12 protein-coding genes are annotated in these 15,175 nt (G+C 59.1%); all 12 read right to left on the reverse strand.

Features of this window, described 5'->3' with window-relative positions; all coding sequences use genetic code 11:
- Window positions 1-133: 133 nt before the first annotated feature.
- Window positions 134-1,423: a phosphopyruvate hydratase gene (gene eno / locus ACCC96_RS20295; RefSeq protein WP_007940523.1), complete on the reverse strand. Its 1,290-nt coding sequence runs from the start codon at window positions 1,421-1,423 to the stop codon at window positions 134-136.
- 157 nt (window positions 1,424-1,580) lie between these two features.
- Entirely contained in the window at window positions 1,581-2,426 is an 846-nt protein-coding gene (gene kdsA, locus ACCC96_RS20300) for a 3-deoxy-8-phosphooctulonate synthase (RefSeq protein WP_015093773.1), read from the reverse strand.
- A 5-nt stretch (window positions 2,427-2,431) separates the two neighbouring features.
- Window positions 2,432-4,063, reverse strand: a complete 1,632-nt coding sequence (locus tag ACCC96_RS20305) for a CTP synthase (RefSeq protein ID WP_258671050.1) — start codon at window positions 4,061-4,063, stop codon at window positions 2,432-2,434.
- A 274-nt stretch (window positions 4,064-4,337) separates the two neighbouring features.
- Entirely contained in the window at window positions 4,338-5,666 is a 1,329-nt protein-coding gene (tilS, locus tag ACCC96_RS20310; protein WP_413696740.1) for a tRNA lysidine(34) synthetase TilS, read from the reverse strand.
- A 150-nt stretch (window positions 5,667-5,816) separates the two neighbouring features.
- Window positions 5,817-6,764 carry an acetyl-CoA carboxylase carboxyltransferase subunit alpha gene (locus ACCC96_RS20315; protein WP_413696741.1) on the reverse strand — a complete coding sequence of 316 codons (948 nt, stop codon included), beginning with the start codon at window positions 6,762-6,764 and terminating at the stop codon, window positions 5,817-5,819.
- A gap of 150 nt (window positions 6,765-6,914) precedes the next feature.
- Window positions 6,915-10,436 (reverse strand): DNA polymerase III subunit alpha, encoded by a 3,522-nt coding sequence (gene dnaE / locus ACCC96_RS20320; protein ID WP_413696742.1) that lies wholly within the window; start codon window positions 10,434-10,436, stop codon window positions 6,915-6,917.
- A gap of 82 nt (window positions 10,437-10,518) precedes the next feature.
- Window positions 10,519-11,160, reverse strand: a complete 642-nt coding sequence (rnhB, locus tag ACCC96_RS20325; protein WP_018927009.1) for a ribonuclease HII — start codon at window positions 11,158-11,160, stop codon at window positions 10,519-10,521.
- Window positions 11,160-12,287, reverse strand: coding sequence for a lipid-A-disaccharide synthase (gene lpxB / locus ACCC96_RS20330; RefSeq protein WP_019581019.1), 1,128 nt, complete (start codon window positions 12,285-12,287; stop codon window positions 11,160-11,162). Before lpxB ends, rnhB begins: the two co-directional genes overlap by 1 nt.
- A gap of 2 nt (window positions 12,288-12,289) precedes the next feature.
- Window positions 12,290-13,066, reverse strand: coding sequence for an acyl-ACP--UDP-N-acetylglucosamine O-acyltransferase (gene lpxA, locus ACCC96_RS20335; RefSeq protein ID WP_007940512.1), 777 nt, complete (start codon window positions 13,064-13,066; stop codon window positions 12,290-12,292).
- On the reverse strand, window positions 13,063-13,503 hold the full coding sequence (fabZ, locus tag ACCC96_RS20340) for a 3-hydroxyacyl-ACP dehydratase FabZ (protein ID WP_007940511.1): 441 nt from the start codon (window positions 13,501-13,503) through the stop codon (window positions 13,063-13,065). Before fabZ ends, lpxA begins: the two co-directional genes overlap by 4 nt.
- 109 nt (window positions 13,504-13,612) lie before the next feature.
- On the reverse strand, window positions 13,613-14,668 hold the full coding sequence (gene lpxD / locus ACCC96_RS20345) for a UDP-3-O-(3-hydroxymyristoyl)glucosamine N-acyltransferase (protein ID WP_413696743.1): 1,056 nt from the start codon (window positions 14,666-14,668) through the stop codon (window positions 13,613-13,615).
- 3 nt (window positions 14,669-14,671) lie between these two features.
- Window positions 14,672-15,175 carry an OmpH family outer membrane protein gene (locus ACCC96_RS20350; RefSeq protein ID WP_007940508.1) on the reverse strand — a complete coding sequence of 168 codons (504 nt, stop codon included), beginning with the start codon at window positions 15,173-15,175 and terminating at the stop codon, window positions 14,672-14,674.

Raw genomic sequence — 15,175 nt, forward strand, 5'->3', positions numbered from 1 at the left:
CAAACTTTGAAGCTTCTGATAGCACGAAGCCTGGAAGAACCAGGCTTGTGCTCTTAAGGCATCAGATTAGTGGCAAATCCGTCGCTGTCGCGATTTTTCCGACACAATCCGGTGTCTTTTTATCGTTTACCACTCAGCCGCGGAATTCGCTACGGCCGTTGTACTTGGCTTTGCCATTCAACTGCTCTTCGATACGCAGCAGTTGGTTGTACTTGGAAACGCGGTCGGAACGGCACAGCGAACCGGTCTTGATCTGGCCAGCCGAGGTGCCCACGGCCAGGTCGGCAATGGTCGAATCTTCGGTTTCGCCGGAGCGGTGCGAGATCACGGCGGTGTAACCAGCGGCCTTGGCCATCTGGATGGCTTCCAGGGTTTCGGTCAGGGTGCCGATCTGGTTGAACTTGATCAGGATCGAGTTGGCGATCTTTTTGTCGATGCCTTCTTTCAGGATCTTGGTGTTGGTCACGAACAGGTCGTCGCCTACCAGCTGAGTCTTCTCGCCGATCTTGTCGGTGAGGATTTTCCAGCCAGCCCAGTCGGACTCGTCCAGACCGTCTTCGATGGAGATGATCGGGTAACGCTCGGTCAGACCTTTCAGGTAGTCGGCGAAACCTTCAGCAGTGAACACCTGGCCTTCGCCGGACAGGTTGTACTTGCCATCTTCGTAGAATTCGCTGGCCGCGCAGTCCAGGGCCAGGGTCACGTCGGTGCCCAGCTTGTAACCGGCGTTGGCCACGGCTTCGGAGATCACTTTCAAAGCGTCTTCGTTGGAAGCCAGGTTCGGCGCGAAACCACCTTCGTCACCGACGGCAGTGCTCAGGCCACGGGCCTTCAGAACGGCTTTGAGGTGATGGAAAATCTCGGTGCCCATGCGCAGACCTTCCGAGAAAGACTTGGCGCCAACCGGCTGCACCATGAATTCCTGGATGTCGACGTTGTTATCGGCGTGCTCGCCACCGTTGATGATGTTCATCATCGGAACCGGCATCGAGTAGACACCCGGAGTGCCGTTCAGGTTGGCAATGTGAGCGTACAGCGGCAGGTCCTGGTCCTGTGCTGCTGCCTTGGCTGCGGCCAGGGAAACGGCGAGGATCGCGTTGGCGCCCAGGGTCGCTTTGTTTTCGGTGCCATCAAGCTTGATCATCGCGTGATCCAGCGCTTTCTGGTCGCTTGGGTCTTTGCCCAGCAACAGGTCGCGGATCGGACCGTTGATGTTGGCTACGGCCTTGAGCACGCCTTTACCCAGGTAACGGCTCTTGTCGCCATCACGCAGCTCGAGCGCTTCACGCGAGCCAGTGGAAGCACCGGATGGCGCGCAAGCGCTGCCGATGATGCCGTTATCGAGAAGCACGTCTGCTTCCACAGTGGGATTGCCACGGGAGTCGAGAACTTCACGACCTTTGATGTCGACGATTTTTGCCATTGTTGTAAACACTCCAAAGTTGACGAAAACGACGCAGCTGAAGGAAATCTTTTATCGTCGGCAAGCGACAGACAACGGGCAGGCTTGCGGACGATAAGGCTCAAGCCCGAGGGCTTGAGCATTTATACCGTGCGGTACTTTACCGGAGAAATGAGGTTTACGCGGTTTCTACCGTCGGAAAACTCTTCACCAGTTCGTCCAATGCTTTGAGCTGGGCCAGGAAAGGCTCCAGTTTGTCCAGACGCAAGGCGCAAGGGCCGTCGCATTTGGCATTGTCCGGGTCCGGGTGCGCTTCGAGGAACAACCCGGCCAGCGATTGGCTCATGCCGGCCTTGGCGAGGTCAGTGACCTGAGCACGACGGCCACCGGCGGAATCGGAGCGACCGCCGGGCATTTGCAGCGCGTGGGTCACGTCGAAGAACACCGGGTATTCGAACTGCTTCATGATGCCGAAGCCGAGCATGTCGACCACGAGATTGTTGTAGCCGAAGCTCGAACCACGTTCGCAGAGGATCAACTGATCGTTACCGGCTTCCACGCACTTGTTCAGGATGTGTTTCATTTCCTGAGGCGCGAGAAACTGGGCTTTCTTGATGTTGATCACCGCGCCGGTCTTGGCCATCGCGACCACGAGGTCGGTCTGGCGCGACAGGAAGGCCGGCAACTGGATGATGTCGCAGACTTCAGCGACGACCGCGGCCTGATCAGGCTCGTGGACGTCGGTGATGATCGGTACGCCAAAGGCTTGCTTGATGTCCTGGAAAATCCGCATGCCCTCTTCCAGGCCAGGGCCACGGTAAGAGGTCACAGAAGAACGGTTCGCCTTGTCGAAACTGGCCTTGAACACGTAAGGGATACCGAGTTTTTCGGTGACCTTTACGTACTCTTCGCAGACCTGCATCGCCATGTCACGGCTTTCCAGCACGTTCATGCCACCGAACAGCACCATTGGCTTGTCGTTGGCAATCTCGATATCGCCTACGCGGATGATCTTCTGCGCCATCAGGATTACGCCTTCTTCTGGTGTTGAGCCAAAGCGGCTTTAACGAAACCGCTGAACAACGGGTGACCGTCGCGTGGCGTCGAGGTGAACTCTGGGTGGAACTGGCAAGCGACGAACCATGGGTGATCCGGTGCTTCAACCACTTCAACCAGCGCGCCATCACCGGAACGACCGGAGATTTTCAGGCCGGCCTCAATGATTTGCGGCAGCAGGTTGTTGTTCACTTCGTAGCGATGACGGTGACGCTCGACGATCACATCCTTGGCGTAGCAATCGTGCACCAGGGAACCTGGCTCAAGCAGGCAGTCCTGAGCGCCAAGGCGCATGGTGCCGCCCAGATCGGACGATTCGGTACGGGTTTCGACGGCGCCGGTGGCATCTTCCCACTCGGTGATCAGACCGACCACCGGGTGACCGCTGGTGCGATCGAACTCAGTGGAGTTGGCATCTTTCCAGCCCATGACGTTACGAGCGAACTCGATAACGGCCACTTGCATGCCCAGGCAGATACCCAGGTAAGGAACCTTGTTTTCGCGAGCGTATTGAACGGCAGTGATCTTGCCTTCAACACCACGCAGACCGAAGCCGCCCGGTACCAGAATCGCGTCGACGCCTTCCAGCAGAGCAGTGCCCTGGTTTTCGATGTCTTCGGAATCGATGTAGCGCAGGTTGACCTTGGTGCGGTTGCTGATGCCGGCGTGACTCATCGCTTCGATCAGCGACTTGTAGGCGTCCAGCAGTTCCATGTACTTGCCGACCATGGCGATGGTGACTTCGTGCTCCGGGTTCAGCTTGGCATCAACCACCGCTTCCCACTCGGACAGATCGGCGCTGTCGCATTGCAGGCCGAAACGCTCGACGACGAAATCATCCAGGCCCTGGGAGTGCAGAATGCCCGGGATCTTGTAGATGGTGTCGGCGTCTTCCAGCGCAATCACCGCACGCTCTTCAACGTTGGTGAACTGCGCGATCTTGCGACGCGAAGAAATGTCGATCGGGTGATCGGAGCGGCACACCAGCACGTCAGGCTGCAGGCCGATGGAGCGCAGTTCCTTGACCGAGTGCTGGGTTGGCTTGGTTTTGGTTTCGCCGGCAGTGGCGATGTACGGCACCAGTGTCAGGTGCATCAGCATCGCGCGCTTGGCGCCGACTTCGAAACGCAATTGACGGATCGCTTCAAGGAACGGTTGCGACTCGATGTCACCCACGGTGCCACCAATCTCGACCATGGCCACGTCGGCATCGCCGGCGCCCTTGATGATCCGGCGCTTGATTTCGTCGGTGATGTGCGGGATCACCTGAATGGTTGCGCCCAGGTAATCACCACGGCGCTCTTTGCGCAGGACGTGTTCGTAGACACGGCCAGTGGTGAAGTTGTTGTTCTGGGTCATGGTCGTGCGGATGAACCGCTCGTAGTGGCCCAAGTCCAGGTCGGTCTCGGCGCCGTCGTGGGTGACGAACACTTCACCGTGCTGGAACGGGCTCATGGTGCCCGGGTCAACGTTGATGTACGGGTCCAGCTTCAGCATGGTGACCTTAAGTCCCCGCGCCTCCAGGATGGCCGCCAATGAAGCCGAGGCAATGCCTTTCCCCAATGAAGAAACAACACCGCCCGTGACGAATATGTAGCGCGTCATGAAAAACCCTAGAAGTCTGCGTTAAAGCGGTCCGAGCCGCCGGGGAAAGCGAAGGAAGGCCGAAGCCCCCGATCACCTGCATTAATCACAGTGCACCTTTCAAAAAAACCGCCGCGTTGGGACAGACCGGAAGATGAAACACCGGTAGGTTGCTCGCTACACATTTTTTGGAATCGCCCAGCAAAGACTGCTTGGTAATCGGCAACTCCTGCGATTCAGGCGAATCCACAGAAGTTGTATCAAGAAGGGAGCGTAGTCTACCGGAAAGCCCCTTTCAGCTCAAACCTTGATCTTCGATCGGCGGCTGCCAATGCAAATACCAGCCACTGCACTCACTGCCATTCAGCCCCCGCAGGTTCGCCACCGCCAGCAATTGCGGGCCCTTGTAGACCAGCGGCAATCTGCCACGGGCGAAGCCCGGCACACCGCTTTCGTTGAGCAAACGCTTCAAGTCACGATGACCGCGATCGGGCAAATTCATGACTTCGCCGCCCTGACGATAGCGAATCTGCAACGGGCCATCGGGGATCTGACCGGTGAGTGTGAGCGCACCATTGCCCGGCAACGCCAGCAATACCGCGGGGTCAGCCCAGGACACCGGGGATGGCGGAGTGCGCAACCATCCACCTGACAACCACCAGAGACGCCCACCAGCGCGATGCAGTTCGCCCGCCGCCAATCGCCAGATCGGACGTGCATCGCCGGTCGCATCGCGCAAACTCTCCCAACCCGACCAATGGTCACTGTCTGGCAAAGATGTCAGCGGTTTGAGCCAATGACTCAGGGCATTGCGCTGGCGTGCATCAGAGAGCTTTTCCAGGGGCGCCAGTTCCAGCGACGGCAACCCCAGCCAATCGAAATCACTGACGGTGCCGGCCTGGGCCAGATCAATTTGCGCCAGGTCGTCGAGCAACCCCTGCGCCTCACTCAGATGCGCAGCGCTGCGAGCTATGGTCGCCACTGCTTGCGGCCAGCGCGCGGTCAACACGGGGAACACCTGATGACGCAGGTAATTGCGCGAGAACTGCCGGTCCTGATTCGACGGATCTTCGATCCAGTTCAGCTGATATTCCGTGGCGTAGGCCTCAAGCTCGGCGCGAGTGACATCAAGCAGTGGTCGCAGCAGATGCCCATGCCCCAAAGGACGCTCACTCGGCATCCCCGACAAACCTCTCACCCCTGCCCCGCGCATCAGCCGAAACAACAGGGTTTCCGCTTGATCGTCACGGTGTTGGCCAGTGAGCAGCACTTCACCGGCGTGAGTCGCCGCGATGAAGGCGCCGTAACGCGCATCCCGCGCCGCACGCTCAAGGCTCGCGCCGGGTTCAACCTGAACACGCACAACCTCCAGCGGCACACCCAACGCATCACAGACCGACTGACAATGCTCCGGCCACGCATCAGCCGCAGCCTGCAGGCCGTGGTGGACATGTATGGCGGTGAGCGCCGGCAAGGATTCGGTTTTTGCGAGGTACGCGAGAAGGTGCAGCAGGACGGTGGAATCGAGACCACCGGAGAAGGCGATGCGCCAGGTCGTGGCGTTGCGCCACGGAGCCAGCCCCTGGAGAAGCCTGGCTGGCAGATCAATCGTCTTAGGGCTCATAGACGTCAGTCGCTTCACATAGACCCATTGTGGGAGCGAGCCTGCTCGCGAAGGCTGCTTAACATTCAACATATTTGTTGATTGTTATACCGCAATCGCGAGCAGACGAACGTCGCCCGGCTCTTCCCACAAGGCTATAGCGCGATCAGATCAGAGACCGTAGCTCATCAGACGCTCGTAACGACGGGCCAGCAGCGCGTCGCTGTCGAACTTCTTCAACATCGCCAGTTGCGAGCTCAGCTCGGCGCGGATCGAGGCAGCGGCAGCGGCCGGATCACGATGAGCGCCGCCCAACGGCTCGCCGATCACTTTATCGACAATGCCCAGGCCCTTCAGACGCTCGGCAGTGATGCCCATCGCTTCAGCGGCATCCGGGGCTTTCTCGGAAGTTTTCCACAGAATCGAAGCGCAACCTTCCGGCGAAATCACCGCGTAGGTCGAATATTGCAGCATGTTCAGCTGATCGCAGACGCCGATTGCCAGCGCACCACCGGAACCACCCTCACCGATCACAGTGGCGATGATTGGGGTTTTCAGGCGAGCCATGACGCGCAGGTTCCAGGCAATCGCTTCGCTCTGGTTGCGCTCTTCGGCGTCGATGCCAGGGTAAGCGCCCGGGGTATCGATAAAGGTCAGGATCGGCATTTTGAAACGCTCGGCCATTTCCATCAGGCGGCACGCCTTGCGGTAGCCTTCAGGGCGCGGCATGCCGAAGTTGCGGCGAACCTTCTCACGCACTTCGCGACCTTTCTGGTGACCGATAACCATCACCGGCTGGTCGTCCAGGCGAGCAACACCGCCAACGATGGCAGCGTCGTCGGAGAAGTGACGGTCGCCGTGCAACTCATCGAACTCGGTGAAGATGTGTTCGATGTAGTCCAGGGTGTACGGACGTTTCGGGTGACGCGCCAGACGCGCGATCTGCCAGCTGGTCAGCTTGCCGAAGATGTCTTCGGTCAGCGTGCTGCTCTTGTCCTGTAGGCGGGAGATCTCATCGCCGATATTCAGCGAATTGTCATTACCGACCAAGCGCAACTCTTCGATCTTGGCTTGCAGGTCGGCGATCGGCTGTTCGAAATCTAGAAAATTCGGGTTCATAGGCGTCCGTCTAGGGTCGCGTCCAAGAAAGCTTGGGCCGGCCGGTTGTCTATTCGCGCCCTACCTTAAGGGACAGGCGCGTTCAGGTCGAGATTAAAAATTCGGGTCGGGATCAGGCGCGTTCCCATGGTAAGGAATGGCGCCTGACCGTCAACGGTATTGGAGGAAGACGTTGTCTCGCCCGAACTGGTCACGCAGGGCTTGAATCAAGGCATCCGCCGGGTCGATCCGCCAGGTCTCGCCAAACTGCAACAAGGCCTTCGCATCGGGGCTGGTGTAGTCCATGGTGATCGGGCACGCACCGCGATGACGCTTCAACAACTCGCCCAACCAGCGTAGCTGATCGCCCTTGAGGTCCTTTGCATGCAACTTCAGGCGCAGGCTTTCGGCCAGGTTGGTGCGCGCATCTTCCATGCTCATCACCCGCTTGACCCGCAACCGCAGGCCACCGGAGAAGTCGTCGTTGCTGACTTCGCCTTCGACCACCACCATCGCATCGGTCTGCAGCAGCGACTGCGCGGAATGGAACGCATCGGCGAACAACGAGGCTTCGATCCGACCGGAGCGGTCGTCGAGGGTGATGAAGCCCATCTTGTCGCCCTTTTTGTTCTTCATCACTCGCAAGGCGATGATCATGCCTGCGACCGTTTGCGTATCACGAGCCGGCTTCAGGTCGATGATGCGCTGACGGGCGAAGCGACGGATCTCGCCTTCGTATTCGTCGATCGGGTGGCCGGTGAGGTACAGGCCCAAGGTGTCTTTCTCGCCTTTCAGGCGTTCCTTGAGGGTCAGTTCCTTGGCCTTGCGGTGATTGGCGTAGACGTCGGCGTCTTCTTCAACGAACAGACCGCCAAACAGATCGGCATGCCCACTGTCGTGGGTACGAGCGGTCTGTTCGGCCGCCTTGATCGCCTCTTCCATCGCCGTCAACAACACCGCCCGGTTGCGGTCGATGTTGGCCTGATAGGCTTTCTGCTCATCGTGGAAATACGGGCCAAGGCGGTCCAGGGCACCACTGCGAATCAAGCCGTCGAGGGTGCGTTTATTGATGCGCTTGAGGTCGACACGGGCGCAAAAATCGAACAGATCCTTGAACGGCCCGTCTTGCCGCGCCTCGGTAATCGCTTCGACCGGGCCTTCGCCCACGCCCTTGATCGCGCCCAGACCGTAAATGATGCGGCCTTCGTCGTTCACCGTGAACTTGAACTCCGAGGTGTTCACGTCTGGTGCGTCGAGGCGCAGCTTCATGGTCCGCACTTCTTCGATCAAGGTCACGACCTTGTCGGTGTTGTGCATATCCGCCGATAGTACCGCGGCCATGAACGGCGCCGGGTAGTGGGCTTTCAGCCACGCGGTCTGGTACGACACCAGGCCGTAGGCAGCGGAGTGGGATTTGTTGAAGCCGTAACCGGCGAACTTTTCTACCAGGTCGAAAATGTTACCGGCAAGGTCGGCGTCGATATTGTTGGTGGCGCAACCTTCAATGAAACCGCCGCGCTGCTTGGCCATTTCTTCGGGTTTTTTCTTACCCATGGCTCGACGCAGCATGTCCGCGCCGCCAAGGGTGTAACCGGCCATGACCTGGGCAATCTGCATCACCTGTTCCTGATACAGGATGATGCCGTAAGTCGGTGCCAATACCGGCTTGAGGCCGTCGTACTGGTAGTCCGAGTGCGGGTACGCGAGTTCGGCGCGACCGTGTTTACGGTTGATGAAGTCGTCCACCATGCCCGATTGCAGCGGCCCCGGACGGAACAGGGCCACCAGTGCGATCAAGTCTTCCAGGCAGTCGGGCTTGAGCTTTTTGATCAGCTCTTTCATGCCGCGCGACTCGAGCTGGAACACCGCAGTGGTTTCGGCTTTTTGCAGCAGCGTGTAAGTCGGTTTGTCATCCAGCGGGATGAACGCGATGTCCAGCGGCGGTTCGTTGACCTTGGCGCGGTCACGGTTGATGGTTTTCAGCGCCCAGTCGATGATCGTCAGGGTCCGAAGCCCCAGGAAGTCGAACTTCACCAGGCCGGCAGCCTCGACGTCGTCCTTGTCGAACTGGGTTACCAGACCGTCGCCCGCTTCGTCGCAATAGATCGGCGAGAAGTCGGTCAGCTTGGTCGGCGCGATGACCACACCACCGGCGTGCTTGCCGACGTTACGCACAACGCCTTCGAGCTTGCGCGCCATTTCCCAGATTTCCGCGGCTTCTTCATCGACCTTGATGAAGTCGCGCAGGATTTCTTCCTGTTCGTAGGCTTTTTCCAGGGTCATGCCGACTTCGAACGGAATCATCTTCGACAGACGATCCGCCAGGCCGTAGGACTTACCCTGCACCCGCGCCACGTCACGGACCACCGCCTTGGCCGCCATGGAACCGAAGGTGATGATCTGGCTTACCGCGTTGCGGCCGTATTTCTCGGCCACGTAATCGATCACGCGGTCGCGACCGTCCATGCAGAAGTCGACGTCGAAGTCGGGCATGGAAACCCGTTCCGGGTTAAGGAAACGTTCGAACAGCAGGTCGTATTCCAGCGGGTCGAGGTCGGTGATCTTCTGCACATAGGCCACCAGCGACCCGGCACCCGACCCCCGGCCCGGCCCCACCGGTACGCCGTTGTTCTTGGCCCACTGGATAAAGTCCATCACGATCAGGAAGTAACCGGGGAAGCCCATCTGGATGATGATATCCAGCTCGAAATTCAGCCGGTCGACATAGACCTGACGCTTGGCTTCGTAGTCTTCGGTGGTGTCCTTGGGCAGCAGAACCGTGAGGCGCTCTTCCAGACCGTCGAAGGAAACCTTGCGGAAATACTCGTCGATGGTCATGCCATCGGGAATCGGGAAGTTGGGCAGGAAGTGCTTGCCCAGTTTCACTTCGATGTTGCAGCGCTTGGCGATCTCGACCGTGTTCTCCAGCGCCTCGGGCAGGTCGCTGAACAGCTCGGCCATTTCCTCGGCACTTTTGAGATATTGCTGATCGCTGTAATTCTTCGAACGCCGCGGATCGTCGAGGGCACGGCCCTCACCGATGCAAACGCGGGTTTCGTGGGCTTCGAAGTCTTCCTGCTTGATGAAGCGCACGTCGTTGGTCGCCACCAGCGGCGCGCCGAGTTTCTCGGCCAGGGCCACGGCGCCGTGCAGTTGCTCTTCGTCGTTGGGGCGATTGGTGCGCTGGATTTCCAGGTAGAAACGATCCGGGAACACCGCCATCCACTCGCGAGCCAGGGTTTCGGCTTCGTCCGGGTTGCCGCCGAGCATCGCCAGACCGATTTCACCCTCTTTCGCCGCCGACAGCATGATCAAGCCTTCGCTGGCTTCGGCCACCCACTCGCGCTCGATGATGATCGAACCATTGCGCTGGCCGTCGATGAAACCGCGGGAGATCAGTTCGGTAAGGTTGCGATAACCCGTGGCGTTCATCGCCAGCAGGCTGATCCGGCTCAAGGGGTTGTCCGGATCCTTGTTCGACAGCCACAGGTCGGCGCCACAGATCGGCTTGATCCCGGCACCCATGGCGGCTTTATAGAATTTGACCAGGGAACACATGTTGTTCTGGTCAGTGACCGCCACGGCAGGCATGTTCATACCGACCAGGGTCTTGACCAGCGGTTTGATCCGCACCAGACCGTCGACCAGGGAATATTCAGTGTGCAGGCGTAGATGAACGAATGAAGCCGGCATAGTGATCCTGTCTAGAAACTAGAAACGTGAAGACAACAAGGCCCGGATTGTACCGGGCCTTGAGTAAAACATCAGCCTGCGACTAACCCTCGATCAGGTTTTCCCGCGCTTCATACGCCAGGCGTACCGGGGCGAACGAGCGGCGGTGAATTGGTGTCGGCCCCAGACGCGTCAGCGCTTCCAGATGAACGGGCGTCGGGTAGCCTTTGTGGCCACCGATGCCGTAACCCGGGTAAATCAGCTCGAACGCCGCCATTTCACGATCACGGCTGACCTTGGCCAGAATCGACGCCGCAGCGATGGCCGGCACCTTGCTGTCGCCTTGCACCACCGCTTCGGCGCGCATCGAGAGTTTCGGGCAACGGTTACCGTCGATCATCGCCAGTTTCGGCTGAATGTGCAGGCCCTCGACCGCACGCTGCATGGCCAGCATGGTGGCATGAAGAATGTTCAACTCGTCGATTTCTTCGACTTCGGCGCGAGCGATGCACCAGCTCAGGGCTTTTTCGCAAATCTCGTCGTAGAGCTTTTCGCGGCGGGCTTCGGTGAGCTTCTTCGAATCGTTGAGGCCAAGGATCGGCCGGCTCGGGTCGAGGATCACCGCTGCCGTCACCACGGCACCGCACAGCGGGCCGCGACCGACTTCATCGACACCTGCCACCAGATCTTCAACTTCATCGACCAGCATAAAATCCAGGCCCAGCTGCTTGCTTGCTTTGCTCATTATGCTCTGCCAATCAGGTTCAGTACCGCGTCCGCTGCCTGATTGGAGGCGTCCAGTCGCAGGGTTCGGTGGATTTCGTCAAAGCCTCGGGTCTGCTCCTCGCCACCTTCGATCAGCGGCGACAGAGTCTGGGCCAGGGCTTCGACTGTCGCATCGTCCTGCAACAGCTCTGGCACCAGCAGGCGCTGGGCCAGCAAATTCGGCAACGAGACGTAGGGACTCTTCACCATCCGCTTGAGAATCCAGAACGTCAGCGGTGCCAGGCGATAAGCGACCACCATCGGCCGCTTGTATAGCAATGCTTCCAGGGTGGCGGTGCCCGAAGCGATCAACACCGCGTCGCACGCCGCCAGCGCCAGATGGGATTTGCCGTCGAGCAAAGTCAGCGGCAGATCGCGACCAGCCAGCAGCTCTTCCAACTGGGCCCGACGCTCCGGACTGGCGCACGGCATGACGAATCGCACGCCCGGACGCATGGCCCGCAGGCGCTGAGCAGTGTCGAGGAACAACGCACCGAGGCGCCCGACTTCACCGCCACGACTGCCCGGCATCAGGGCAACCAACGGCCCGTCCGGCAAACCGAGCTCAGCCCGCGCGGCGGCACGATCGGCCTCAAGCGGGATCGCATCGGCCAGGGAATGCCCGACAAACCGTACCGGCACGCCCTTCTCTTCATAAAATTTAGCTTCGAACGGGAACAGCGTCAGCATCAGGTCGCAACCTTCGCGAATCTTCAGCACCCGCTTCTGTCGCCAGGCCCAGACCGACGGGCTGACGTAATGCACGGTCTTGATCCCGGCCTGACGCAGCTTGAGTTCGATATTGAGGTTGAAGTCCGGGGCATCGATACCGATGAACACGTCCGGCTTCTCGGCGATCAGGTCCGCAACCAGTTTCTTGCGACGGGCCAACAGCTCGCGCAAACGGCCCAGCACTTCCACCAGCCCCATGACAGAAAGGCGTTCCATCGGGAAATACGAGGTCAGGCCTTCGGCCTGCATCAGCGGACCGCCGACACCAATGAACTCGACCGCCGGATGCTGTGCCTTGAGCGCACGCATGAGACCCGCACCCAGAATGTCACCGGAAGCCTCACCCGCCACCAGCGCAATACGCAGATTGGCCATGATTAGCGGGTGATGCCGCGGGTCGAAGACTGGATGGAATCACGGAACACCGCGACTTCCGGGAACTGCAGCGAGGGTTCGGCCAGTTCGGCGAGCGCTTGCTCGACCGTCAGGCCCTGGCGGTAAACCACCTTGTAGGCACGACGCAGCGCGTGGATCGCATCTTCGCTGAAACCGCGACGGCGCATGCCTTCGAAGTTCATGCTGCGAGCTTCGGCGGGGTTGCCGAATACCGTGACGTACGCTGGAACGTCTTTGCCAATGGCAGTGCCCATGCCGGAAAAGCTGTGGGCGCCAATGTGGCAATACTGGTGAACCAGGGTGAAGCCGGACAGGATCGCCCAGTCTTCAACGTGCACATGGCCCGCCAACGCGGTGTTGTTGACCAGGATGCAATGATTGCCGATAACGCTGTCGTGACCGATGTGGGCATAGGCCATGATCAGGTTGTGATCGCCCAGGGTCGTTTCCGAACGGTCTTGGATGGTCCCGCGGTGAATCGTCACGCCTTCACGGATGACGTTGTGGTCACCGATGACCAGACGGGTTTCCTCGCCCTTGTATTTCAGATCGGGCGTGTCCTCACCCACCGAAGAAAACTGGTAGATGCGGTTGTGCTTACCGATTCGGGTCGGCCCCTTGAGAATCACATGCGGCCCGATCACTGTCCCCTCGCCGATTTCCACACCTGCGCCGACAATCGACCAAGGGCCGACTTCGACGTCGTCGGCCAGGATGGCCGTCGGATCGATGATTGCGCGAGGGTCAATCAAACTCATAGTTTGCGTTCCGCACAGATGATTTCAGCGGAGCAGACTGGCTTGCCATCGACCGAAGCCTGGCATTCGAACTTCCAGATCTGACGCTTGCAGCTGATGAACTTGGCTTCAAGAATCAATTGATCGCCCGGCAGCACAGGCTGACGGAAGCGCAGCTTGTCAGAGCCGACGAAGTAGTAAAGCGTGCCATCGGCCGGTTTCACGTCGAGCATTTTGAAACCAAGGATCCCGGCAGCCTGAGCCATCGCTTCGATGATCAGTACGCCCGGCATGATTGGATGCGCAGGGAAGTGACCATTGAAGAACGGTTCGTTGATGCTGACATTCTTGTAGGCGCGAATGCGCTTGCCTTCCACATCCAGATCCACGACCCGGTCCACCAGCAGGAACGGGTAACGGTGAGGCAGGTATTCGCGAATCTCGTTGATGTCCATCATTTCGGGGGGAAGCCTATGTAAAGATTGGGAGCGCGCGATTGACGCGCACTCCTCTAGCAAATCAAGGGAGGCAGTCTAGCGGCTGTGCACACTTGATATGGAAATGGTATCAGCCATCTGATGAAGCATTACCGTCAGGGGTCACGTCCCCTACACGCTTTTCCAGCTGTCGCAGACGTCGCGCGATGTCATCGAGCTGACGGATACGTGCCGCGCTTTTGCGCCATTCGGCTGCCGGTTGCATCGCCGTACCGGAAGAATAGGAGCCCGGCTCGGTAATCGAGTGGGTCACCATGGTCATCCCGGTCAGGAAAACGTTGTCACAAATGTCGATATGCCCCACCAGCCCTACGCCACCGGCGAGCATGCAATGCTTGCCGATTTTGGTGCTGCCGGAAATTCCCACGCACGCGGCCATGGCCGTGTGGTCACCAACCTGGACGTTGTGGGCAATCTGAATCTGGTTGTCGAGCTTCACACCATTACCAATGACGGTATCGGCCAGCGCGCCACGATCGATAGCGGTATTTACGCCTATTTCCACGTCGTCTCCAATCGAGACGCCACCGATCTGGGCAATTTTTTGCCAGACACCTTTCTCGTTGGCAAAACCGAAGCCTTCACCACCGAGCACGGCACCGGATTGAATCACCACCCGTTTGCCGATGCGCACGTCGTGATACAGCGTGACGCGCGGGGCTAACCAGCCGCCCTCGCCAATTTCGCAGCGTGCACCGATGAAGCAATGCGCACCAACGGTCACACCGGCGCCAATACGCGCTGCACTTTCGATGACCGCAAAGGCACCGATGCTCGCCGCCGGATCGACCACCGCATCCACTGCCACTACCGCTGTCGGATGAATACCGGCCGGCGCCTTGGGCTTGGGATCGAACAGATGGGAAACGCGCGCGTAGGCCAGATACGGATCAGGCACCACCAATGCATCACCGGCAAAACCCTCAGCGTCAGCGGCCTTCAGCAATACAGCTGCGGCCTGACTGTCAGCCAGGTATTTACGGTATTGAGGATTTGCCAGAAAGCTCAACTGAGCTGGGCCAGCCTCTTGCAAAGTGGCCAGCCCAGTAATTTCTTTCGCCGGGTCGCCACGTAAGGTGGCGCCGAGGAACTCGGCCAGCTGGCCGAGCTTTATAGTCGCTGTCATGGGTTACTTCAGCTGATTCATGCGCTCGATAACCTGGCGAGTGATGTCGTACTGAGGCTTGACATCAATCACTGCGCCACGCTCGAAGACCAGGTCATAAGCACCTTTCTTGATGACTTCTTCCACAGCGCTGTCCAGTTTCGGCTTGAGCTGCTTCAGCATTTCACGGTCGGCAACGGCTTTGGCTTCGTTCAGCTCCTTGGACTGGAACTGGAAATCACGGGCCTTTTGCTTGAACTCGAGCTCCAGACGTTCACGCTCGCCTTGCTGCATCTTGTCGCCACCGGCCATCAGACGGTCCTGGATACCCTTGGCGCTGCTTTCCAGGCTCTTGAGCTTGGTCAGTTGCGGGCCGAATTTTTTCTCGGCATCCACGGCGTATTTCTTCGCCGCATCGGATTCCAGCAGTGCCATCTGATAGTTCAGAACGGCGATTTTCATGTCGGCAAAAGCCGGACCTGCAACCAGCACGGTCGCCAGGAGAACCAATTGAGTCAACTTACGCAC

This window comes from Pseudomonas sp. Pseusp11, from assembly GCF_047304405.1.
In the GTDB taxonomy this organism is placed as follows: domain Bacteria; phylum Pseudomonadota; class Gammaproteobacteria; order Pseudomonadales; family Pseudomonadaceae; genus Aquipseudomonas.

Coding starts and splice junctions, on each gene's coding strand:
- eno (WP_007940523.1), bottom strand. CDS start 1,423: ATGGCAAAAATCGTCGACATCAAAGGTCGTGAAGTTCTCGACTCCCGT.
- kdsA (WP_015093773.1), bottom strand. CDS start 2,426: ATGGCGCAGAAGATCATCCGCGTAGGCGATATCGAGATTGCCAACGAC.
- ACCC96_RS20305 (WP_258671050.1), bottom strand. CDS start 4,063: ATGACGCGCTACATATTCGTCACGGGCGGTGTTGTTTCTTCATTGGGG.
- tilS (WP_413696740.1), bottom strand. CDS start 5,666: ATGAGCCCTAAGACGATTGATCTGCCAGCCAGGCTTCTCCAGGGGCTG.
- ACCC96_RS20315 (WP_413696741.1), bottom strand. CDS start 6,764: ATGAACCCGAATTTTCTAGATTTCGAACAGCCGATCGCCGACCTGCAA.
- dnaE (WP_413696742.1), bottom strand. CDS start 10,436: ATGCCGGCTTCATTCGTTCATCTACGCCTGCACACTGAATATTCCCTG.
- rnhB (WP_018927009.1), bottom strand. CDS start 11,160: ATGAGCAAAGCAAGCAAGCAGCTGGGCCTGGATTTTATGCTGGTCGAT.
- lpxB (WP_019581019.1), bottom strand. CDS start 12,287: ATGGCCAATCTGCGTATTGCGCTGGTGGCGGGTGAGGCTTCCGGTGAC.
- lpxA (WP_007940512.1), bottom strand. CDS start 13,066: ATGAGTTTGATTGACCCTCGCGCAATCATCGATCCGACGGCCATCCTG.
- fabZ (WP_007940511.1), bottom strand. CDS start 13,503: ATGATGGACATCAACGAGATTCGCGAATACCTGCCTCACCGTTACCCG.
- lpxD (WP_413696743.1), bottom strand. CDS start 14,668: ATGACAGCGACTATAAAGCTCGGCCAGCTGGCCGAGTTCCTCGGCGCC.